Annotated in this window: 24 protein-coding genes; 16 read left to right on the forward strand and 8 right to left on the reverse strand. The window is 59.8% G+C overall.

Annotation, left to right across the window (positions count from 1 at the left end):
- The first annotated feature begins 94 nt into the window (after positions 1–94).
- The 13 genes from NVV94_RS05670 (at position 95) to NVV94_RS05730 (ending at position 10,953) form a co-directional block, all read left to right on the forward strand.
- The gene (locus tag NVV94_RS05670; RefSeq protein WP_258446252.1) at positions 95–568 is read left to right on the forward strand and encodes a hypothetical protein; all 474 of its coding nucleotides are present in this window, start codon (positions 95–97) and stop codon (positions 566–568) included.
- The gene (locus tag NVV94_RS05675) at positions 565–1,032 is read left to right on the forward strand and encodes a hypothetical protein (RefSeq protein WP_258446253.1); all 468 of its coding nucleotides are present in this window, start codon (positions 565–567) and stop codon (positions 1,030–1,032) included. Before NVV94_RS05670 ends, NVV94_RS05675 begins: the two co-directional genes overlap by 4 nt.
- Positions 1,029–1,463: a hypothetical protein gene (locus NVV94_RS05680; RefSeq protein ID WP_258446254.1), complete on the forward strand. Its 435-nt coding sequence runs from the start codon at positions 1,029–1,031 to the stop codon at positions 1,461–1,463. The genes NVV94_RS05675 and NVV94_RS05680 overlap by 4 nt, the downstream gene beginning before the upstream one ends.
- Complete coding sequence (locus NVV94_RS05685; RefSeq protein WP_258446255.1) at positions 1,456–2,379, forward strand: hypothetical protein; 924 nt, start codon at positions 1,456–1,458, stop codon at positions 2,377–2,379. The genes NVV94_RS05680 and NVV94_RS05685 overlap by 8 nt, the downstream gene beginning before the upstream one ends.
- A gap of 129 nt (positions 2,380–2,508) precedes the next feature.
- Complete coding sequence (locus NVV94_RS05690) at positions 2,509–2,760, forward strand: hypothetical protein (RefSeq protein ID WP_258446256.1); 252 nt, start codon at positions 2,509–2,511, stop codon at positions 2,758–2,760.
- A 3-nt stretch (positions 2,761–2,763) separates the two neighbouring features.
- The gene (locus tag NVV94_RS05695) at positions 2,764–2,949 is read left to right on the forward strand and encodes a hypothetical protein (RefSeq protein ID WP_258446257.1); all 186 of its coding nucleotides are present in this window, start codon (positions 2,764–2,766) and stop codon (positions 2,947–2,949) included.
- Entirely contained in the window at positions 2,946–3,422 is a 477-nt protein-coding gene (locus NVV94_RS05700) for a hypothetical protein (RefSeq protein WP_258446258.1), read from the forward strand. Before NVV94_RS05695 ends, NVV94_RS05700 begins: the two co-directional genes overlap by 4 nt.
- A 23-nt stretch (positions 3,423–3,445) precedes the next feature.
- Positions 3,446–3,649, forward strand: a complete 204-nt coding sequence (locus NVV94_RS05705; protein ID WP_258446259.1) for a hypothetical protein — start codon at positions 3,446–3,448, stop codon at positions 3,647–3,649.
- Positions 3,649–4,254, forward strand: coding sequence for a hypothetical protein (locus tag NVV94_RS05710; RefSeq protein WP_258446260.1), 606 nt, complete (start codon positions 3,649–3,651; stop codon positions 4,252–4,254). The genes NVV94_RS05705 and NVV94_RS05710 overlap by 1 nt, the downstream gene beginning before the upstream one ends.
- A gap of 348 nt (positions 4,255–4,602) precedes the next feature.
- The gene (locus NVV94_RS05715; RefSeq protein ID WP_258446261.1) at positions 4,603–5,283 is read left to right on the forward strand and encodes an isochorismatase family protein; all 681 of its coding nucleotides are present in this window, start codon (positions 4,603–4,605) and stop codon (positions 5,281–5,283) included.
- A 346-nt stretch (positions 5,284–5,629) separates the two neighbouring features.
- Entirely contained in the window at positions 5,630–9,238 is a 3,609-nt protein-coding gene (locus tag NVV94_RS05720) for an ATP-binding protein (protein WP_408733449.1), read from the forward strand.
- An 87-nt stretch (positions 9,239–9,325) separates the two neighbouring features.
- On the forward strand, positions 9,326–10,558 hold the full coding sequence (locus NVV94_RS05725) for an EAL domain-containing protein (protein ID WP_258446262.1): 1,233 nt from the start codon (positions 9,326–9,328) through the stop codon (positions 10,556–10,558).
- 104 nt (positions 10,559–10,662) lie between these two features.
- The gene (locus NVV94_RS05730) at positions 10,663–10,953 is read left to right on the forward strand and encodes a DUF3509 domain-containing protein (protein WP_258447627.1); all 291 of its coding nucleotides are present in this window, start codon (positions 10,663–10,665) and stop codon (positions 10,951–10,953) included.
- Between the two features lie 266 nt (positions 10,954–11,219).
- Here NVV94_RS05730 and NVV94_RS05735 read toward each other — a convergent pair whose 3' ends face one another.
- Positions 11,220–12,419, reverse strand: coding sequence for a CaiB/BaiF CoA-transferase family protein (locus NVV94_RS05735; RefSeq protein ID WP_258446263.1), 1,200 nt, complete (start codon positions 12,417–12,419; stop codon positions 11,220–11,222).
- A 143-nt stretch (positions 12,420–12,562) separates the two neighbouring features.
- Between NVV94_RS05735 and NVV94_RS05740 the strand changes: the two genes are divergently transcribed.
- From NVV94_RS05740 to NVV94_RS05750, 3 genes are all read left to right on the forward strand, one after another.
- A complete protein-coding gene (locus tag NVV94_RS05740; protein WP_258446264.1) occupies positions 12,563–13,105 on the forward strand; it encodes a YaeQ family protein in 543 nt (180 codons plus the stop codon).
- 3 nt (positions 13,106–13,108) lie between these two features.
- Positions 13,109–14,818: a single-stranded-DNA-specific exonuclease RecJ gene (gene recJ, locus NVV94_RS05745; RefSeq protein ID WP_258446265.1), complete on the forward strand. Its 1,710-nt coding sequence runs from the start codon at positions 13,109–13,111 to the stop codon at positions 14,816–14,818.
- A gap of 142 nt (positions 14,819–14,960) precedes the next feature.
- Positions 14,961–16,067, forward strand: a complete 1,107-nt coding sequence (locus tag NVV94_RS05750; protein WP_258446266.1) for an NADH:flavin oxidoreductase/NADH oxidase — start codon at positions 14,961–14,963, stop codon at positions 16,065–16,067.
- A 77-nt stretch (positions 16,068–16,144) separates the two neighbouring features.
- Here the strand turns inward: NVV94_RS05750 and NVV94_RS05755 are convergent, their stop codons facing one another.
- The 7 genes from NVV94_RS05755 to ydcS all read right to left on the reverse strand — a co-directional run bounded on the left by NVV94_RS05755 (position 16,145) and on the right by ydcS (position 22,570).
- On the reverse strand, positions 16,145–16,477 hold the full coding sequence (locus NVV94_RS05755) for a type II toxin-antitoxin system HicB family antitoxin (RefSeq protein ID WP_258446267.1): 333 nt from the start codon (positions 16,475–16,477) through the stop codon (positions 16,145–16,147).
- Entirely contained in the window at positions 16,474–16,728 is a 255-nt protein-coding gene (locus tag NVV94_RS05760; protein WP_258446268.1) for a type II toxin-antitoxin system HicA family toxin, read from the reverse strand. The genes NVV94_RS05755 and NVV94_RS05760 overlap by 4 nt, the downstream gene beginning before the upstream one ends.
- A gap of 189 nt (positions 16,729–16,917) precedes the next feature.
- Positions 16,918–18,342 carry a gamma-aminobutyraldehyde dehydrogenase gene (locus tag NVV94_RS05765; RefSeq protein WP_258446269.1) on the reverse strand — a complete coding sequence of 475 codons (1,425 nt, stop codon included), beginning with the start codon at positions 18,340–18,342 and terminating at the stop codon, positions 16,918–16,920.
- A 36-nt stretch (positions 18,343–18,378) separates the two neighbouring features.
- Positions 18,379–19,203 carry an ABC transporter permease gene (locus NVV94_RS05770; RefSeq protein WP_258446270.1) on the reverse strand — a complete coding sequence of 275 codons (825 nt, stop codon included), beginning with the start codon at positions 19,201–19,203 and terminating at the stop codon, positions 18,379–18,381.
- Entirely contained in the window at positions 19,193–20,143 is a 951-nt protein-coding gene (locus tag NVV94_RS05775; RefSeq protein ID WP_258446271.1) for an ABC transporter permease, read from the reverse strand. The genes NVV94_RS05770 and NVV94_RS05775 overlap by 11 nt, the downstream gene beginning before the upstream one ends.
- Before the next feature lies 1 nt (position 20,144).
- Entirely contained in the window at positions 20,145–21,185 is a 1,041-nt protein-coding gene (locus NVV94_RS05780) for an ABC transporter ATP-binding protein (protein ID WP_258446272.1), read from the reverse strand.
- Positions 21,186–21,418: 233 nt separating this feature from the next.
- Positions 21,419–22,570, reverse strand: coding sequence for a putative ABC transporter substrate-binding protein YdcS (ydcS, locus tag NVV94_RS05785; RefSeq protein ID WP_258446273.1), 1,152 nt, complete (start codon positions 22,568–22,570; stop codon positions 21,419–21,421).
- Positions 22,571–22,592 lie beyond the last annotated feature (22 nt).

The raw sequence follows: 22,592 nt of genomic DNA on the forward strand, positions 1-22,592 counted from the left end.
CAGTCACTCGTCTTATCGGCGTTAGCACAGTCACTACTTCGTGTTATATGTGTACCCAATACGAACGCAACACAACGTATTGGAGAACTCCACAATGTCCCGTTCCGATGTTATCGACCCGCAACAGCTTCCTCCTGTTCCCAGCCTGAAACCCAAGGACATTAAGCTGCGCGAAGCCGCGCATAACGAATGGTTCATCGTGGCTGAAGCGGGCACGACACTGGAGCGGCTGAGTGAAAGTTCCTACTATGCCACCGTGGCCGGACAATTTATTCCATATGATGAGCTAATCATCGTGGATGCTGGCCGAACTTTTTATGCGCGTTATGTGGTGCTGCAATGCGGCAATGGCTACGCCGAAGTGCAGCAACTGAGCTATGTCAAACTGCCCGCGATGTTGTGCAGCATCGGTGAAAAACTTCCATCGAATCATCGGCTTGTGTATTGCGGGCCGGATGAAATGTGGAGTGCAGTTAGAAACTCCGATGGTCTGACGGTGATTAAAAACGCCATTTCCCAGGAAGACTGCCTGTCACAACTGTTAAATCATGCGAGCCTGCGGACATGAACAGTGAGTTGATTAACCGGCACGTTCAGGCATGTGCGATTCAATTTATAAGTTATAGCGGCACTATGCGTGCGCTGGCGGGTTATGTGCAACATAGCATGGGTGATAACGCACCAAGCATTGAGGAATTAACCCGCTATCTGCAAAGGCCGGAAACCCATAAAGAGTTACTGAAGTATGAAGTGGGCTTGTGGCGGGATACGCTCGGCAATTGGTGCTTGGTGTCCTTGGCGACGCCGCCAACCCTCGAAGGCATGCGCTACCGCTTGGAGCATTTCCCCGTTTCCAATACCTGTTGTCGCTGGTGTTTGTTGGACAGCAAACGCTTGGCTCACATCGACTTGATTTACGAGAAAGATATCCGCAACGAGCCTGTGCCTCGCTCCCTCTTACATAAAATCTGCATGAAACCGTGGCTATCTATGCGCACTCAGGTCGCCCGTTCTGGAGTAACAACATCATGATGACCGACAACGAACTTGCTTTACTCGCTGGCATCGCCGACGCCGCCAAAGGCCAAGCGTGGTGTGGTGATTTTATAGAGTTTCTACGCTTTATCGGCAAGCCGGATGCCACCATAAGCGAAGCGCACCAGATAGTAAAAATTTTTAGCGCCCATTATCGCAGTGGTCACATGCGCTGGGTCTTGGCCGATCGATACGGCATTGCCCTGTGGAAACTGCGCGGCAGCCCGCAAATCCGGGTGATTGATTTGAAGGCGATGAAGCTGCACCCGCCTGTCGCCCCCGACACGTGTCGGCTTTGCGGGATCACGGAGAAAGAACCCCGGCTCAATCTGGCAATGGACCCCAACGGTGGCCCGGATAGTCATGTGCATATCCATTGCAAGAAAACGCTGTACAAATTAAGGGCACAGGAGGCTTGTTGTGGGTAATGAAATCGATTTATATAAACCCGGTGACTTGGCGCCGTATGCACCATCACCACAACCGTTAGCGCCTTCTCCTGATAGTTGGAGCAATGTGCCGGATGTTTTATCACCGGGTGAAATTGACACTTATCAAGGCGGCCAAACGATCTTTGGGCAAACACTCCCTCCCGGTGTAACTGCCCAACAAGTGCAGGCCGCAATCGGACAGCTAGCCGGTGTCTTCCTCTCGGATTTTTCCAAGCTTCAGCACAATGCGCGGCATATCCAGCAAGCCATTCAATGGTATCAGGATGCACTCGCTAACCCGCCATCAGCACAACGGCAACGCCATCGCTATAACCTTTTCGAGCATAAGTCCGACCCGATTTTTCAAGCCTTCGCCAACTTCGCCCACGACCACGCTTTTAGCGCAAAGATGGTTGAAGACATCTGCTGGTGGGTGTCGGAGGCAGCACGACGGCTTAATGCTCAACCAGTTGGAAGCCCTGTGTCAGACGCACAAGGAAGTGCACCCCCCTCTCATGAAGATCAACTGTCAGACGCCGACTGGGCCGAACTCAACCGACGCAATGAACGCACAAAGATGGATACGGAAGTCGTTTTGCGTAAACGCTGGGGCACTTCCTACGAAGCAAACATCCAAGTCATCCAAAGTTATTTTGACGGTTTACCGGCCAGAGATCAGGCGCACCTTACCCAAATATCCAATGTCGGGGTTCTGCTCAACACCGTTCAAGCAATGGAACATTTGTTTAATTCTGCCATCGGTAGTGGTTCCCTGCCTACATCAGGCAGTGCGATTGCCCAAGAAATAGCGGCGATTGAACGCACGATGAAACACGAGCGGCAGAGCTATCTGAGAGACCCCCAGCTTCAAGCAAGATATAGGACGTTGCTTGATATAAGAGATAGGAGTTAATCTAAAATGGCAAACGTTATAAGCCCACGACCGTCTAATCGTACCTTCGCCGCTATAACCCTGAGCACGGCAGCCAGCGGTGAATCCGAGTCAGTTAACATAACGGGTTTAGTTTTAAGCTGTATCGAAATGTCAACTGCATGGTCAGATGCGCGAATCGGAATACAGGGTTCCATCAGTGGCACGACCAGCTTCTTTAATGTGTTTAACGATCTGGGCGATTTTCTGACTTTTCCCACATCGGCCAATCGGATCGTCGCCTTTGATCCTGCGCCCCTTGCCGGATTGCAGGTTATTAAAATTACCAGCCTGACCAGCGCGGGGGTTGCGGTGGCCCAAGCCTCCCCCAGAATTTTGAAGCTCGGTTTATCGGAGAATTGAACCATGGACAACATTTCTGCTTCACATCCCCTTTGCGTCGAAGCCCGCGAAGTCCGCGACCAACTTGTGGCCGACGGTGGCGACGAACGCTTGATCTCGAAGCTCAACGCTTTACTGGCTTTGCCGTTTCTTCACGGTGGGCAGCAGATAACGCTGCGCGGTCTGATAGCAGAGGCGCGACTTAAATGACCAATATTCTGAATCGGCCCGTGCCCCCACGGCAAGAACAGCCCCCAGCGCCGACAAGCACGCATCCTGGGCTCGCTAGGTTGGAGCGGAAATTCCGCAGCCTCGGTATCGAGCTACCGGATAAAGTCCCGCCAGAACCTGTGGATGTTAATGGCTTGGGCGCTGCTATCCAGCAATTGATCGACCAGACTGTGGCAGAGCGCGTAGCCGAGGCATTAAAAGAACAGCAACAGCGTACGGAACGAATGCAGCAGCAGTCCCCTGCACCAGTGCCGCCAGCATCAAAGCCGGTGCCCGCAATACTCAAGGTTACCCAGCGAGACGAAAACGGGCGCATCGCGGCCATGTCCATAACGCCGGTGCCATCCAATACATTCCCGCCGCCAGCATCAAAACCAACGCCCGCTGAACTACGGGTAACTCAACGTGACGAACATGGTCGCATCATGGCCATGTCCATAACCCCAGCATGAGGATTTAATAGGAGGACACGAACATGACCATCCTCTATAGCAACCAAGCGAACGGCGATCTGGCCGAAGCCTTCGGCGAAATCGAAGCGCTGTTTCATGCGATGACGCAGATTGTGCCAGTGCCTCACCGCAAGCCTCGGCGGGCGATGACGGTACACCTCAACTACCGTGCTGACGGCTCGCTGGACTCGATCCTGACCCTGCCCACGCATGCGGGTGAAGAGTGATGGCTGCCCGAGGCCGACCACCGGGCCAAGTCAAATCTGGCGGCAGGGTCAAAGGCAGTCTGGATAAAAACCAGCGGCAATTGATCACAGGCGAAATCGCCAATGACATTCTGCAAACTTATAAAAAATTAGGCGGACCTAAATTTTTATTAAAATGGGCGACCGAAAACCCGAGCGAATTTATCCGGCAGTGTTTGGCAAGGCTGATGCCGCCCATGGCCCGCGACGGTGACGGCGATGTTGTGCAGGTCAACACCCAGGTCAACATCGACAGCGAATTTGAAGCCGCTCGCAGAATCGCCTTCGCCTTGTCCAAGGCTACTTATGCATTCAAAGAGCGGGAACCGGTGGCGACAATGACACCGCAAGAAGCCTGCAACCCCAGGTGGCAGCGTCCAGACGACGTGCCCGACACCATGCCCTTGATCCAGCCCGAACCCATCGACACCCCGGATCAGGCCAGATGGGCGAGTGAGCTAAAGTTGAGCCCTGAGCAAAGGCGCGACAACGCTCTGATCCGGGAAACCGAGACGGCCACCTTGGAAAGCTACGCGGGGTCGTCAAGTGAGCAGGCACTGGCGCGCAGACGGTCAGAGTTGTTGTGAAAGTCCAGTTCTAACTGAACCCATTCAGCAACCGCCAGTACCCTTGGCTGAATCGATTTTGTCAGTTCGACGATTTGACCTGTCTGAAGGTCGATTGCCGGATGGATGTAGCCTGGCAGGTCGATCTCGACATAGATGTGCATGGTGACGGTTCCGCACTTAGCAGTATTAGCACCTTGCAAATATGGGAAAGCGGTGCGGTTGTTGAGTGTAGCCTACATGTTGGTGTGCCCCTTCGTCATGAACACGCAAGACGAGATCGTTCAGGCGATCAACGATTTCAACAGCTACGCTATGAGGGTTTTTCCGGCGGCCTGATCGTCGCCATCCCATCCGTGGAGAGTCCCCATGAGCACGCCTGCTAACTTCAACAACCAGAGACCTGCCATTGACCCATCCAACGCCGTCATGCTGCTGATCGATCACCAGAGTGGTCTGTTCCAGACAGTGGGCGATATGCCGATGCCTGAGTTACGCCTACGCGCGGCGGCACTGGCCAAGATGGCAGCGCTAGCCAAGATTCCGGTCATCACCACTGCCTCCGTACCGCAAGGCCCGAACGGCCCCCTGATCCCTGAGATTCATGAAAATGCCCCTCACGCTCAATACGTGGCGCGCAAGGGTGAGATCAATGCCTGGGACAATCCGGAGTTCGTGGCCGCAGTGAAAGCCACTGGCAAGAAGCAACTTATCATTGCCGGCACCATCACTAGCGTCTGCATGGCCTTCCCCGCCATCAGCGCCGTATATGACGGTTATCAGGTCTTCGCAGTGGTGGATGCCTCGGGCACTTATACCAAGATGGCGCAGGAAATTACGCTCGCTCGTGTGGTGCAGGCTGGTGTGGTACCGATGGATACGGGCGCAGTCGCTTCTGAGCTGCAAAAAACCTGGAACCGAGATGATGCTCAGCAATGGGCTGAGGTTTACACCAAAATTTTCCCGGCCTACCAACTGCTGATCGAAAGTTACATGAAGGCGCAAGATGTGGTGAATAACAAGGAAGTGCTTGATTCACAGCGCAAGTAATCGTATCCGCTGTATCGCCCCCCATCGAAGCGGTGGGGGGCTTTTTTGTTGTGCGCCAGTGGCTGGCCATGCAGGCGGCCTATGATTTGTGGCAGGCCGAACACCGAGGGCAGCCCGATATCGTGCGCTTGATCGAAGCGGTGTCGTGACCCCAACGTAACCCCGACCCGAAACGCCAAGGGCCTAAAAAGCCCGGTGTCTAACAGACACCATACAGATACGAAAGCCGCCAACTCAGCAAGGGACACCTACACCATCAAGCCTAACCATTTGATCTTATTGGTTTATCCAACAAGACCTGAACCAGTAGCCACGGATAGGTAGTACGTTGTCAAGGAATGCGGGCATGACGGGCTGTTGGAGATCGCCATTGGTGCGAGGCGTCCTGTGCCTTTTGCTATTTTGCCTCGGACCGTTCGCCCAGGCTGCGCAGAGCCTGCCATTCACCCTGGTTCCGCCGTTCTCCGAGCTCGAACCCATGGCTTTGCACAGCGACGAGCAGCAATGGCTGGGGCCGGATCGAGTGCTGCGCATTGGCATCTCGATTGCCGACTATGAGCCGGTAGACATCACCATCGACCGCAACCGTTACCAGGGCATCAGCGCCGATTACCTGAGCCTGGTTGCCCGGCGCCTGGGAGTGGCGACGCAGGTTCTGGGCTATGCCAGGCGTGAGGAGGCCATCGAGGCCCTGCACAGCGGTGCCATCGATATCCTCACCAGTGCCAATGGTTTTGAGCGCAGCGTTCCGGGCCTGGCGTTCTCCAGCGACTATATGCCGGACCGCTCGATGGTGGTCGCCCGTGGCGGTGGCAATTCACCCACCATGAGCCTGACGGGCAAGAAAATCGTACTGCTCGACGGTTATGCCGATACCGATGTGGTTCACAAGGCTTATCCGGCCAGCGAGATCATCGTTGCCCCCAATCTCTATAGCGGTTTCGAGGCGCTCAATCAGGGGGAGGTGGACGCCTTTATCGGTAACGAGGTGATCATCCGCGCCTATAGCGCTCTGCGTCCCTTCATGGGGCTCCGGATCGTCGGCCCCAGCGCCCTGCCACCCATCGGTTTTGCTTTCGCCACGCGGGCCAGCGACAAGCCGCTGGGGGTAATGATCGACCGGGCGCTGGCCAGTATCGATGAGTCGCTGCGGCGCGAAATCCTCGGGCGCTGGACGTCGGGCCTGGGGTCGGACATTGCCCGGCAACGCGTCACGCTCAGTGCCTCCGAACAAGCCTGGATTCGCCAACATCCCCAGGTGATCGTTTCGGCCACCCAGTATGCGCCTTATCTCTTTCGCAATGAGGGGCAAGCCTGGGTCGGACTCAACAGCGATGTACTGGCGACGATTTCGCAAATGACCGGCCTGCAGTTCGTCTTCAAACCCGCTGCATCCATTGTGCAAAGCCTGGACTTGCTTCAGAGCGGCCAGGCGGACATGAACACCACGCTCAGCGAGACGCCGGAGCGCCGCGCCTTTCTCAGCTTCACCCATTCCTTTGGCGGGCAGAGCTGGGTCTTTATCGTCAGGCCTGCCGATATTTCCCTCGGTTCGCTCCATGATTTGTCGGGGGGTGTGCTGGCCCTGCCAGCCCAGCATGCACTGGAAAGCACCATACGACGCGAGCACCCCGAGGTCCGGCTGCGGCTGGTGGACTCGCTGGATCAGGCCCGTGAGCTGGTTCGCAGCGGCCAGGCCGACGCGACTATCGACAGTGAAGTGGGCGCTTACCGTTCGGTGGGCCGCGACCCGCAAGGTACGCTCAGGGTAGGACGCGGTGTCGAGGGCAAATGGGCACCGGATCGCTTTGCAGTCAGCGCCGCGCAACCGGAACTGGCGAGCATCCTCAACAAGGCGTTGGAGGCTTTCCCGGTCGCTGGATTGCGGGCGATGCGCATGAAGTGGCTGGGCGCGGTGGCGACCCCGGCACCGGTCTGGCAGCGTATAGCGCCGTGGGTCTATTGGGCTGTGGCGGCGGCGCTGCTGTTTAGTCTGGCCTCCCTGGTCTGGAGTAGTCGGCTGAGGGTACAAATCCGTCAGCGCGAGAAGGCCGAAGAGGCGCTCAATGATCAACTGGCCTTCAAGAGGGCATTGTTCGATGGCATTCCCAATCCCATTTACGTCCGGGATCTGCAGGGGCGATTGATTTCATGCAACAAGAGCTATGAGGAAAGCCTCTCGCTCAGTTTTGAAGATATGAAAGGACGCAAGCTGCCTGATATCGATGTGATTTCCGTGCGCGAGGCCGCGCAAATACATGGCGATTACCTCGCGTCGTTGCAAGACCCGCAACCGACGTTTGTCGATCGGCAGATCGAGATCTCCGGGCGCAGGATCGAAGCGTATCAATGGACCGTGCCGTTTTATCGGGCCGACGGCCAGTTGCAAGGGCTGCTTGGAGGGTGGATCGACATCACCGAACGCAAGCAACTTGAAGCCGCATTGGTCGAGGCCCGCCAACAGGCAGAGCAGGCCAGCCAGGCCAAGAGTACATTCCTTGCAACGATGAGCCATGAGATCCGTACGCCCATGGCGGTCATTATCGGTCTGCTCGAACTGGAACGTGAAAGCGCACAAGCCCTGGGCCAGGCCCCGTCTCAGGCATTGGAGGTTGCCCACCAGTCGGCCCGAGAGTTGATCGCCCTGATTGGCGACAGCCTGGACCTCGCGCGGATAGAAGCAGGCGGCATGCAGTTATCGCTTCAAGCGTTGGCGTTCAAACCTTTTTTTGCCGGCATCGTCGAACAGTTCTTCGCACAAGCCAGGGAAAAGGGGCTCGCCTTGACCCTGGAGCTTGCCCCCGAGGCCGAGGGCGTCTTCTGGTTCGATCCGATGCGCTTGCGTCAGGTACTGGTCAATCTCCTGGGCAATGCGATCAAGTTCACCCGCCATGGCCGGATACGGGTTGTGGTGACCCGCCGCGCGGTTACAGGCAAACAGGCCAACCTGCACATCTTCGTGCAGGACGATGGCATTGGCATCACCCCGGAGCAACAGGCCAAGGTCTTCAAGCCGTTTGTCCAGGTGAGCCCGCAATCGGCCGGAGAGTATGGCGGGTCGGGCCTGGGCTTGAGTATCTGCAAGCAATTGGTGGAACTGATGGGCGGCCGGATCGCACTGCACAGCGTGCCCGGGCAGGGGACCGAGGTCAGCATCGAGTTGTCGCTGACAACAGTGACCCAGGCTGTTGGGCCCGAGACAGAGGTCTGCCAGGTCCGGCCCTCAACGCCTTCGCGGCGAGTCCTGGTGGTCGATGACCTTTGCGCCAGCCGTTTGGTCCTTGGCCAGCAACTCGAGTTCCTGGGCCATGAAGTAGTGGCTGTCGGCGATGGCGAGGCGGCTTTGAATGCCTGGCAAAACCAGGCCTTCGACCTGATATTGACCGACTGCAACATGCCTGTCATGAGCGGTTATGCATTGGCGCAGGGCATTCGGCGCATCGAAATGCTCGAAAAACGACGGCCCAGCGCGATTGTCGGTTGCACGGCCAATGCCATGAAGGATGAGCGTACACGCTGCCTGCAGGCGGGCATGGATGAATTGTTGGTCAAACCGGTGGAACTCGATCGCCTGGCCCGGGTTATCCAGCAGTTCACCGCGCAGCATTCGTTTGATAGGCAGACATTGCAAGAGATGACCCGCGCCAGTACGCCGGCTTTACAGCGAATGTTGGTGGAGCTGCACAAGAATCTCGACCAGGAACGCGGGGCGTTGACGACTGCTGTCGCGCAGCTGGCCTGGGAAAGCATCAACGCCTCGTTGCATCGTCTCAAAGGGGTGGCCTGCCTCATCGATGCGATTCCATTGGCGCGTGCCTGTGCGGACCTGGATGCCTTCAGCCGCGAACATCCATCGGCTGCACCGACCGGGCCATGGATGGCTCTCGAATCAGCCATTGTGCAGCTGCAGACGGAAATCGAGGGGGAGCTGGCGGAAAATCCGCGTGAGCTTTAGGACTTGTCCTATGGGTTATCAGGACCGTTTTTTCTAGAGTGCGGGCGCGTGTGCCGTTGTTCACGCCTGCAATTGCGGAGAAAACCCATGCATTCCCTCAAGGTTCTGATTCTTGAAGACCACCCCTTTCAACTGATGGCCTTGCATCAGATGCTCAATGCCAACGGCGTATTCGATGTGTTGACAGCCGAGACTGTCGAATCCGCACGCCAGTCTCTGGCACGCCGAGGGCGGGTCGATGTCGCCATCTGCGATTTGCAGATGCCTGGCGCCGATGGTCTGGATCTGATTCAGCATCTGGCCTGCGCTGGCCTGGCAGGGGCCGTGGTTCTACTCAGTGGGGCCGAACGCAACGTTCTCGACAGCGTGAGCCAACTGGCCCGGCAACAGGGACTGCGGGTATTGGGCAGCTTGCAGAAACCAGCCTGCGTGGCATCGGTGCGCAAACTGCTCGAGTCGTACCTGGACGAAACAGCGATTGACCACCCGGTACCCACGGCGCCGCAGTGCAGCGAGGGCCCCGACCCGCGCGCCTTGCAACCTGAGCAGCTGATGCAAACCATCGCCCAATGGGTCGTGCACTTTCAGCCCAAGGTCTGCCTGGAGGGCAATCTGGTTGGGGTCGAGGCACTGGTGCGCTGGCAGCATCCCGAGTTGGGGTTGCTGACACCCGGCCAGTTCCTGCCGATGATCGAGAATGCCGGGCTGCTCGCGCGCTTGACCTGGCACGTGCTCGATCGGGCGCTTGAGCTCAGTGCGGCGGTGCGCCTGGCCAATGCTCTGCACTTGCCGGTGGCCGTGAATATTGCACCCCGGTTGCTGGAACAGGAGGATTTCCCCCGGCAGGTGCTCGCAGCGCTTGCGCGCCATGGCGTACCCGCCAGCGCGCTGACCCTGGAAATCATCGAAGCCCAGGGTTGCCAGCTTGCCCCTGAACAGCTTGAGGGGTTGCTGCGCCTGCGTTTAGCGGGGTGTCAGCTGTCGATTGATGATTTCGGAGTGGGAGAGTCCAATCTTCAGCGGTTATTGGCGTTGCCTTTCAGCGAACTGAAACTGCCCAGCGAATTCATTCGAGGCATGGCCGAGGATGAAAGAAAAGCGGCGGTGGTGGCTGGTGCGCTGATCATGGCCAGGCGCATGGACCTCAAGGTCGTGGTCGAGGGGGTGGAGACGGTTGAAGACCTGCGGGCCATCAAGGCCCTGGGCAATCCGATCATGCAGGGGTATTTCATTGCCCGCCCCATGGCTAGCCTCGAGCTGAAGCGCTGGATCGCTGACCGCGAAGGGGTCTCTTGCGGGCAGGCCGGGTGGCTTCGGTAACCAGGTCCATCGGCAAATTCAATCTGTCATATTCAGCGGGCATGCTCATTCAAAACGAAACTGCGAAGGCAACTTTGATTTCGGACAAGAGAGTGGTGAACAAGATGGAAAATATCAGCTTGTTGCTAAGTGAAGCTTTGACGCCCTACCTGGTCACGCTGGGCCCATCCGGTTCGCTCCGGGAATATCGGATGACGCTCACCAATGCCTCAGGCGCCATTGTGATTGACCGAACAGTCAGTTGCTATCAGCTGCATGACAAGCGTCTGCTGACCGACGTTGTCGATGGCTTGCGGCGTGATCTGCTGATCGCCGAGGGGCGTTTGCAGCCCTGCGCCATTGCTGCTCTGCGCAATGCCGCGCAATGCAGGGCGTTTATCCTTTCGGCAGCCTGAGCAGGGAACCTTCCGGCCCGCAGGGACTCCTATTTTGCAAGGGCAGGGGATGCGCATTGAGCTCCGGTGCATGTTCCCTGTCGTATTGGTCATTAGCGACCCATGTCTACGGTGATCATGTTTGACCCCGAGCGGCTCCCCACCGTCCGGGGTTTCTTTTTGCCTGTCATCCAGGGTCAGGGACGCGCGTGCTGATCTTCAATGAAGAATGACTGCGCATCCTGCATATAGGTAGGTAATGTGACGATTACCGGCAAGCGAACAGGTCAAATCGTCCCTGATTCGCGCAAGCGCGCAACGGCCAAGGCGTCATAGCCCAGTTCATCGAGCAATTGATCGGTATGGGCACCCAATTCAGGGCCCACCCATTCGGCCGAGCCGGGTGTTTCGGAGAGCTTGGGCACGATCCCCGGCATCTTGAACGGCTTGCCATCGGGCAGTTTGGCCTGCAGGAACATTTCACGGGCGAGAAACTGTGGGTCATTGAACATGTCCTCTGCCGAGTAGATGCGGCTGGCCGGGACCTGTGCCTCGTTGAGAACGGCCATCAATGCATCGAGTGGCAGCGTTCGAGCCCAGCGGTCGATAACGCCATAGATTTCGTCGCGGCGCAGATCCCGCCCGTCGTTGCTTGCCAGGGTCGGGTCATTGGCCAGGTCTTCGCGGCCGATGGCCGACATGAAGCGTTTGAAGATCGCATCGCCGTTGGCACCGATCTGCACATGCCGGCCATCGGCACTGGTATGGATCGAGGAGGGTGTGATGCCCGGCATGATGTTGCCGGTGCGCTCACGGATGAAGCCGAACACATCGAACTCCGGGACCATGCTCTCCATCATCGCAAAGATCGCCTCGTACAGCGCGACATCGACCACCTGGCCCTGGCCGCCGTTGACTTCGCGGTGGCGCAGCGCCATCAACGCCCCGATCACACCCCAGAGCGCGGCAATGGAATCACCGATGGAGATACCGGTACGCACCGGTGGGCGATCCTCGAAGCCGGTGATATAGCGCAGGCCGCCCATGGACTCGCCGACGGCGCCGAAGCCGGGTTGGTCTTTCATCGGCCCGGTCTGGCCGAAACCCGACAACCTGACCATTACCAGCTTCGGGTTCAGCGCATGCAGCACGTCCCAGCCAAGCCCGAGCTTTTCCAGAACGCCAGGGCGGAAGTTCTCGATCAGGATGTCCGCCTCGGCCAACAGCTTCTTGAGGATTTCCTGGCCGTCGGGGTGCTTGAGGTTCAGGGTCAATGACTTTTTATTGCGCGCCTGGACGAACCACCACAGCGAGGTACCCTCGTACAGCTTGCGCCACTTGCGCAGGGGGTCGCCGCCATCCGGGGATTCGACCTTGATGACCTCGGCACCGAACTCGGCACAGATGCGTGAGGCGAAGGGACCGGCGATCAGGGTACCGAGTTCGATGACTTTCAGACCGGCGAGAGGTTTGGCGGCAAGTTGCATGGCAAGTCCGTGGCGGCAGGGCAGGATCGATGTTTTTAACACAGGCCGGGCCCTGGCTGGTACTCGATCACGCCCTTGCCATTCGTTCATTGGCTTTGCATCGGTTAGACTGGGCGACTTTTCTCGCCGCAAGAAGCCCGTTCATGGCCCAGCCGTCCACGACCTACAAGTTTGAACTGAACCTCACCGACCTCGATCGCGGGGTATACGAGAGCGTCAAGCAAACCATTGCCCGCCACCCATCCGAAACCGAAGAGCGCATGACCGTACGCTTGCTGGCTTATGCCTTCTGGTATAACGAACAGCTGTCGTTCGGTCGCGGCCTGTCGGAAGTGGACGAGCCTGCCTTGTGGGAAAAAAGCCTGGATGACCGGGTCCTTCACTGGATCGAGGTCGGCCAGCCGGATGCCGAGCGCCTGACCTGGTGTTCCCGTCGCACCGAGCGCACCAGCCTGCTGGCCTACGGCAGCCTGCGTGTCTGGCAGACCAAGGTGGTCGATGCGGTCAAGAACCTGAAAAACGTCAATATTGCCGGCGTCCCCCAGGAAGTCCTGGAGACGCTGGCCAAGGACATGCCGCGCGTCATCAAGTGGGATGTCATGATCAGCGAAGGGACGATTTTCGTGACCGACGACCGTGGTCAGCACGAAGTCCAGCTCGAGTGGCTGATGGGCGAGCGCGGTTAAGCAATGCGTATCGAACCACGCCAACTGCCTGAAACCTTGCCCTTTCTCGGTGACCTGCCGCCGCTGTTGACACGGCTCTACGCGGCGCGTGGCGTGCAGTCCGAGGCTGAGCTGGATAAAAGTCTTGCGCGACTGATTCCTTTCCAGCAACTCAAGGGCATCGACGCCGCCGTGGATTTGCTGGTCGTCGCCCTCGAGCAACGCCAGCGCATTCTCATCGTCGGCGACTTCGACGCCGATGGCGCCACGGCCAGTACGGTCGGTGTGCTGGGCTTGCGTCTGCTGGGCGCGGCCCACGTCGATTACCTGGTGCCCAACCGTTTTGAATATGGCTACGGCCTGACGCCGGAAATCGTCGAGGTGGCGCTGCAGCGCCAGCCCGATTTGTTGATTACCGTCGACAACGGCATTTCCAGCGTCGAAGGCGTTGCCGCGGCCAAGGCGGCCGGTCTGCAGGTACTGGTCACCGACCACCATTTGCCGGGCAACGAGTTGCCCGCGGCCGACGCCATCGTCAACCCGAACCAACCGGGCTGCGGGTTCCCCAGCAAGGCGCTGGCCGGGGTCGGGGTGATCTTCTACGTCCTGATGGCCTTGCGTGCGCGCTTGCGCAGCCTGGGCCACTACGCAACCCGGCCGCAGCCGAACATCGGTGAGCTGCTCGATCTGGTGGCGCTCGGCAGCGTGGCCGACGTGGTGCCGCTCGATGCCAACAACCGTATCCTGGTCCACCAGGGGCTGGAGCGGATTCGCGCCGGACGTGCGCGGCCCGGGCTCAAGGCCATTCTGGAAGTGGCCAGGCGCGAACACGGTCGCATCACCTCCACGGACCTGGGTTTTATCCTGGGCCCGCGTCTGAACGCTGCCGGTCGTCTGGATGACATGAGCCTGGGCATCGAATGCCTGCTCAGCGAAGACCCGACCCTGGCTCGGGAAATGGCGGTGCAGCTGGATGAGCTGAATCAGGATCGCAAGTCCATCGAACAGGGCATGCAACGCGAAGCGCTGGCCCAGCTCAAGGACCTGCCGCTGGAGTCGATGCCGTTCGGGCTATGCCTGTTCGAGGCTGACTGGCACCAGGGGGTGATCGGTATTCTGGCCTCGCGCCTTAAAGAGCGTTACCACCGTCCGACCATCGCCTTCGCCGATGCCGGCGCGGGGATGCTCAAGGGCTCGGCCCGCTCGGTGCCGGGGTTCCATATACGCGATGCCCTGGACGCCGTGGCGGCCGGGCACCCGCAGCTGATCAGCAAGTTCGGTGGGCATGCCATGGCTGCCGGCCTGTCATTGCCGGCGGAAAATTTCCCGGCCTTCGCCGCGGCGTTCGATGCCGAGGTGCGTCGGCAGTTGCGCGAGGAGGACCTGACCGGTCGGTTGCTGTCCGACGGCACGCTGGCGGTCGAGGAGTTCCACCTGGAGCTGGCGCGCGCCTTGCGCCATGCCGGGCCCTGGGGCCAGCACTTTCCCGAACCCCTTTTTCATGGCGTGTTCCAACTGGTCGAACAGCGCGTGGTCGGCGAGCGTCACCTGAAGGTCGTGCTCAAGAGCGAATGCGGTTCGGTGAAGCTTGACGGTATTGCCTTCGGTATCGATCGGGAGATCTGGCCCAACCCTTCGGTGCGCTGGGTAGAGCTGGCCTACAAGCTCGATCTCAATGAGTTTCGCGGCCAGGAAACCGTCCAGTTGATGATCGCGCACATGGAGCCGCGTTGATCGAATAGGGGGGAAGCCGATCAAAGTGGTCTAGGCTCTAAAGCACTGTCTGATTTGTCATGTGAACCTGCGGGGAAGATTCTCGTCTGTCGACTTTTCAAACAGAACCTGGAGCCTTACCACTTGACTTGAGAGGTGCCCCATGAGTCTGCTGCTTGAACCCTACACCCTGCGTCAGTTGACCCTGCCCAATCGAATTGCGGTTTCTCCAATGTGCCAGTATTCCAGTGTCGATGGCCTGGCCAATGACTGGCACCTGGTTCATCTCGGCAGCCGCGCCATCGGCGGTGCGGGCCTGGTTTTCAGCGAAGCGACGGCGGTCACCGCCGATGGCCGCATCACCGCCCAGGACTTGGGCCTGTGGTGCGACGAACAGATCGCGCCATTGCAACGCATCACCCGTTTCATTACCGCGCAAGGCTCGGTGCCCGGCATCCAGCTCGCACATGCCGGGCGCAAGGCCAGTACGTATCGGCCCTGGTTGGGCAAGCACGGCAGCGTGCCGGTCAGCGAAGGTGGCTGGGTTCCGGTCGGGCCATCGAAAATTGCCTTCGACCCCGAGCACACTGCGCCCACCGAACTCAGCGAAGGGCAGATCCAGAGTGTGATCGAAGCCTTTGTCGAGGCCGCCAAGCGGGCATTGGTCGCCGGTTTCAAAGTGGTCGAGATTCATGCGGCGCACGGCTACCTGCTGCATCAGTTCCTGTCGCCGATCAGCAACCAGCGTCGCGACCAGTACGGCAGCTGCTTCGAGAACCGCATCCGTCTGACCCTGCAGGTCACCGAAGCGGTGCGCGCCATCTGGCCTGAAGAGTTGCCGCTGTTCGTGCGGGTTTCGGCCACCGACTGGGTCGAGGACGGCTGGAATCCGGACGAAACCGTCGAATTGGCACGGCGCCTGAAAGCGGTGGGCGTCGACTTGATCGACGTTTCGTCCGGTGGCACCTCAGTGAATGCCGAAATCCCCACAGGCCCCGGTTATCAAACCCGTTTCGCCGAGCGTGTACGCAAGGAGTCCGGTATCGCCACTGGCACCGTGGGCATGATCACGGAACCGGCCCAGGCCGAACACATTCTGCGGACGTGCCAGGCCGACATCATCCTGCTGGCCCGTGAACTGCTGCGCGACCCTTACTGGGCGTTGCATGCCGACGACGATCTGGGCGGGCAAAAGGCCGTCTGGCCGGCGCAATACCAACGCGCCACGAGTCGGGACCAGCCGATTCATGAGTCGGATTTGCGCGATTGATCGCAGGGGCGGCCGAGCGGTGCCCAGCTTGGCCGCGAATGGTTCGAGTCACCTCCAACCAGAGCGGCCACTTGAAGTCAGGCGTGCGCCTCGCGGCTCAAAACATCACTGACCCATTGATTGATGCTTTTATGCGCAAGCTCTGCCTTTACTGCGACTGACGCGTGCAAGGCGGGCTCCAGCCGTAGGCTCAGTTTGCCCGAATAGGCTTTTTGTGGCGGGCGCCCGATGCGCGCACAGGCCGCCAGATAATCGTCTACAGCGTCTTCGAAAGCCTCGCGAAGTTCGGACACCGACTCGGCGTGAAAGCCAATCACGTCCCGAATTCCGGCGACTTGGCCGATCAGTAGTCCATCTTCGTCGCTGTACTCGATGCGGGCTGCATAGCCTTTGTAATTCATTACATTCATGGGGTAATTCCCGCCTGCTCCAGAAAAAAACGCGCATCGCGAACCTGGTAAGGTTTGGCTTCCTTGTCTGGATGAGGCCGATGGAAGGTGGCGATAACACCGTTGAGTTCAAAGCGAACGCGAGAGCCATTGCCCTCGATTGTTCTGGCTCCCGCTGCTACCAGCAACGATTCGATACGGACCCACTCCAGGCTTCTGGGGACAGGTCTGGCGAATATCACGCGGAGAGTAGAGAGCTGATTGTTATTCATGGTATCAGATTATGATACCTAGTAGAGAAGCTCAATTGGCATGAGATGGGAAAAGGAAGCGCGTTTTGTCGGAGATGTCTGCGGCAGGGCAGGGGAGTGAGTGCCCAGACGACCCGACCGCATAGCGGCCGGGTCGTTGCAGTTACCGGCTGACTTTCCAGCGATAAGGCCCCAGAGGGGTCTTGCCTTTTAATGCTTGAACATCACATGCCGCACAACCGTGTAGTCCTCCAACCCATACATCGACATGTCCTTGCCATACCCGGAAAGCTTCTGCCCGCCATGGGGCATTTCGCTGACCAGCATGAAGTGGGTGTTGACCCAGGTGCAGCCGTACTGCAGGCGCGCCGACATGCGATGGGCCAGGCCCACGTCGCGGGTCCAGACCGACGAGGCCAGGCCGTAGTCCGAGTCGTTGGCCCAGGCCAGGACCTGCGCCTCGTCCTTGAACTTCGTCACCGATACCACCGGGCCGAACACCTCGCGGCGAACGATCTCGTCGTCCTGCCGGGCATCGGCCAGCACCGTCGGCTCGAAGAAGTAGCCATCGCCTTCGACCGCCTTGCCGCCAGTGATCAGGCGCATGTGCGGCTGGGCGATGGCCCGCTCGACCAGGCCAGCGACGCGGTCACGGTGCTGGGCGGTGATCAGCGGGCCGAGCTCGGTGCTCGGGTCGTCCTGCAGGCCGAGCTTGATGCTGCTGACGGCGGCGCCGAGTTTCTCGACGAACTTGTCGTAGATGCCTTGTTGCGCATAGATGCGGCAGGCCGCGGTGCAATCCTGGCCGGCGTTGTAGAAGCCGAAGGTGCGGATGCCCTCGACGGCGGCGTCGATGTCGGCGTCGTCGAAGATGATCACCGGGGCCTTGCCGCCCAGTTCCATGTGCATGCGTTTGACGCTGTCGGCGGTGCTGGCAATGATGTTCGCGCCGGTGGCGATGGAGCCGGTCAGCGAGACCATGCGTACCTTCGGATGGGTCACCAGCGGGCTGCCGACGGTAGCGCCGCGACCGAACACCAGGTTGAGCACGCCGGCCGGGAAGATTCCGGCAGCCAGTTCGCCCAGGCGCAGGGCGGTCAGCGGGGTCTGCTCGGACGGCTTGAGCACCACGGTGTTGCCGGCGGCCAGGGCCGGGGCGATCTTCCAGGCGACCATCATCAGCGGGTAGTTCCACGGCGCGATGGAGGCGATGACACCGACCGGGTCGCGGCGGATCATCGAGGTATGGCCCGGCAGGTACTCGCCGGCGGTCGAGCCGCTCATGCAACGGTTGGCCCCGGCGAAGAAGCGGAACACATCGGCAATGGCCGGAATCTCATCGTTCAATGCGGCGTGGTAGGGCTTGCCGCAGTTGTCCGATTCCAGCTTGGCCAGCTCTTGGTCATGGGCCTCGATGGCGTCGGCCAGCTTGAGCAGCAGCAGCGAACGTTCCTTGGGCGCGGTCTGCGACCAGCTTTCGAAGGCTGCATCGGCGGCGCGCACGGCGGCATCGACCTGGGCTTCGCTGGCTTCGTTGATTTCCACCAGGACCCGGCCCAGCGCCGGGTTGAAGACCGGCTGGCCCGGGCCCTCGCCAGTGACCAGTTGGCCATTGATCAACAGTTGGGTTTGCATGGCTGAATCCTCAGGGTGCTTGATTCGAATCACAGGTTATTTTCCGCCACTGCCGGCCACGCTTTCACCGCCGCGGGTCAGGTAGTAGGCGCCAAGGATCGGTAGCATGGTCACCAGCATCACCAGCATGGCGACGACGTTGGTCACGGGCACGTCGCGCGGGCGGCTGAGCTGGTTGAGCAACCAGATCGGCAGGGTCCGCTCGTGGCCGGCGGTAAAGGTGGTGACGATGATTTCATCGAACGACAGCGCAAACGCCAGCATGCCGCCCGCCAGCAATGCCGAGCTGAGGTTGGGCAGGATGATGTAGCGGAAGGTCTGCCAACCGTCGGCGCCCAGGTCCATGGAGGCTTCGATCAGGCTTTGCGAGGTGCGGCGCAGGCGGGCGATGACGTTGTTGTAGACGATCACCACGCAGAAGGTCGCGTGACCGACGACGATGGTGAACATGCCCGGTTCGATGCCCAGGGTCTTGAAGGCCGAGAGCAGGGCGATACCGGTGATGATGCCGGGCAGGGCGATCGGCAGGATCAGCATCAGCGAGATGCTTTCCTTGCCGAAGAAATCGCGCCGGTAAAGCGCCGCCGACGCCAGCGTGCCCAGCACCAGTGCGATCAACGTGGCCAGCAGGGCGATCTGCGCGGACAGCTTGATCGATTCCAGCACGTCGGGGCGCGAGAACGTCACGCTGAACCACTTCAGGGTGAAGCCCTGGGGCGGAAAGCTGAAGGCCGCGTCCTGGGTGTTGAACGCATAGACGAAGATGATCAGGATCGGGAAATGCAGAAACACCAACCCGCCCCAGGCGGCAAGGCGCAGGCCCAGGGAAGCCTGCCCTTGAGATGAAGAGTCAGAGTGCATCGAAGGCCCCCAGGCGTTTGACGATGGACAGGTAGATGGCGATCAGCACGATCGGCACCAGTGTGAAGGCTGCGGCCATGGGCATGTTGCCGATGGCACCCTGTTGGGCGTAGACCATGCTGCCGATGAAGTAGCCCGGTGGGCCGATCAGTTGCGGCACGATGAAATCGCCCAGGGTCAACGAAAAGGTAAAGATCGAGCCTGCTGCGATACCCGGCACCGACAGCGGCAGAATCACCTGCATGAAGGTCTGCCGGGGCTTGGCGCCCAGGTCCGCCGAGGCTTGCAGCAAGGAGGGCGGCAGGCGTTCCAGCGAGGCCTGGATCGGCAGGATCATGAACGGCAGCCAGATGTAGACGAACAACAGGAAGCGGCCCAGGTGCGAGGTCGACAGGGTGCTGCCGCCGACACCGGGAATGCCCAGCACGAACTGCAGCACCGGTTCCAGATTCAGTTGCTGGACAAACCACTGGGCGACGCCGCCCTTGGCCAGCAGCAACGTCCAGGCATAAGCCTTGACGATGTAGCTGGCCCACATCGGCATCATCACCGCGATGTAGAAGAACGCCTTGGTCTTGCCGCTGGTATAGCGGGCCATGTAATAGGCGATCGGAAAGGCGATGACTGCGCTGGCGATCGACACGCTGACGGCCATGCCCAGTGTGCGCAGGATGATGTCGAAGTTGGATGGATTGAACAGGGCGGCGAAGTTGGCCAGGGTCAGGTCGGGCGTGACCGCCATGGTGAAGTCATCGAAGGTGTAGAACCCCTGCCACAACAGAATCAACAACGAGCCGAGATAAATCGCGCCGAACCAGCTCAGCGGCGGTATCAGCAGCATCGCCAGATAGAGGTTGGGGCGCCGCCAGAGCAGGTTGGAGAAGCGCCTGAAGGGTGAGTACACCGGCGTTTGTGTCGTTTTTTCCAGGGCCAGGCTCATGTCACTTGCCCTCGCTCAAGGCGGTTTCCTGCAAGGCGGTCATGGCCTCGCGGGCCCAGCGAGCGGTCAGGCGCTGGCCGGGTTGGTGCACGACCGCGTGTTCCTGCCATTGGTTGTTGGCCTGGCTGACGCTGAGCAGCTGACCGTTATCCAGTTTCAGTTCATAGCGCGTTGCGCTGCCCTGATACTGAATATCATGCAGCAGGCCACTGATTTCGACTTCATGGCTGGCCAGCGGGCCGTCGCCGAAGCGGATGTGTTCGGGGCGAATCGAGAAGGGCAGCTGGCTGCCGCTCAACTGTTGCGCCAGGTCGCCGCGAACCACGTTGGACGTGCCGACGAACTCGGCGACAAAGGTCGTGGCCGGTTTCATGTACAGGTTGCGCGGGGTATCGACCTGCTCGATACGACCCTTGTTGAACACCGCGACACGGTCGGACATCGACAGCGCTTCGGTCTGGTCGTGGGTGACGAAGATGAAGGTGATGCCCAGCTGGCGCTGGAGCTTCTTCAATTCGCCCTGCATTTGCTCGCGCAGTTTCAGGTCGAGGGCGCCCAATGGCTCGTCGAGCAACAACACGCGGGGGCGGTTGACCAGGGCGCGGGCCAGTGCCACCCGCTGGCGCTGGCCGCCCGACAGCTGCACCGGTTTGCGCGCGCCATAGCCACCGAGGGCGACCATGCCCAGGGCTTCTTCGGCGCGTGCCAGACGTTCCTGTTTGCCGACACCCTTGACCTTCAGGCCATAGGCGACGTTGTCCTGCACATTCATGTGCGGGAACAGGGCGTAATCCTGAAAGACCGTGTTCACGTCACGTTGGTAGGGCGGCAGGCCGGCGGCTTCAGCACCGTGAATGCGGATCGAGCCGGCACTCGGTTGCTCGAAGCCTGCGATCAGCCGCAGGCAGGTGGTTTTGCCCGAGCCCGATGGGCCGAGCATGGAAAAGAACTCGCCGTCCTGAATGTCGATGGAAACCCGGTCTACGGCTTTCACTTCGCCGAATTGACGGGAAACTTGGGTGAACTGGACTGCAAGCGTCATGATGCGGTGCTCCGGATAGGCGCGGGTGTGCACAGCGGCCCGGCCTGGACTTCTGAAATCAAAAAAGCGTCGATGCTGGCGAGCGCTTTGGGCTCGATCCATGTAGCCGCTGCCGAAGGCTGCGCTCGCTCGCGAAGCGGGCGCACGATCTCAAGATCGCCTTGGAGGTCCTGTCGGACCTCAGCGTCGCAGCGGCGCACCGAGCCTGCGGCAGCGGCTACAGGAGGTCGGGGTTAGCGACCGCCCATAATGGCGATGTAATCCTGCGTCCAGCGGCTGTACGGCACGAACTTGCCGCCTTCGGCCTGCGGGGTTTTCCAGAAGGCGATCTTGTCGAACTGATCGAAACCGTTGATGGCGCAACCCTCGGCCCCCAGCAGTTCACTTTCCTTGCACGCCGCAGGTACGGCCGGCAAGGAGCCGAACCAGGCCGAGACATCACCCTGGACTTTCGGCTGCAACGACCAGTCCATCCACTTGTACGCACAGTTAGGGTGTTTGGTATCGGTGTGCAGCATGGTGGTGTCAGCCCAGCCAGTGGCACCTTCTTTCGGAATGACCGAGGCTACCGGCTGCTTCTCGGCCTTCAGCGTATTGACCATGTAACCCCAGGAGCTGGTGGCCGCGACACCTTCGTTTTTCACGTCGCTCATCTGCACGGTCGCGTCATGCCAGTAGCGGTGAATCAGCTTTTGTTGGGTGCGCAACAGGTCGAGCACCGCCTTGTACTGGGTTTCGTTGAGCTCGTAGGGGTTCTGGATGCCCAGCTCGGGTTTGATCGATTTCAGGTACAGCGCCGCGTCGGCGATGTAGATCGGGCCGTCGTAGGCCTGGACGCGGCCCTTGTTGGGGTTGCCGTCCGGCAGGTTCTGTGGCTCGAAGACGACGCCCCAGCTGGTCGGTGGCTGTTTGAAGACGTTGGTGTTGTACAACAGCACGTTCGGGCCCCACTGATAAGGGGTGCCGAAGGTCTGCTTGTTGACCACGTACCATGGGCCGTCCTTCAGGCGCGGGTCCAGGTTCTTCCAGTTCGGGATCAGTGCCGTATTGATCGGTTGCACACGCTTGCCGGCGATCAGGCGCAGCGATGCATCGCCGGAGGCGGTGACCAGGTCATAACCACCCTTGGTCATCAGGCTGACCATCTCATCGGAGGTGGCGGCGGTCTTGACGTTCACCTTGCAGCCGGTCTCTTTCTCGAACCCGGTGACCCAGTCGTAATTCTTGTCGCTTTCACCGCGCTCGATATAGCCGGGCCAGGCGACGATATCCAACTGGCCTTCAGTGGCGCCCAGAGCCTTGAGCGGCTCGGCGGCCTGGAGGCTGGCGCTGGCCAGCAAGGCGGTGGTCAGTGCGCTCAGCAGTGCAGTCTTGTGCACGAACATGGGATATCCCTCTTTTTTAAAT

Origin of the sequence: Pseudomonas sp. LS1212, assembly GCF_024741815.1 — a bacterium.
Lineage (GTDB): Bacteria > Pseudomonadota > Gammaproteobacteria > Pseudomonadales > Pseudomonadaceae > Aquipseudomonas.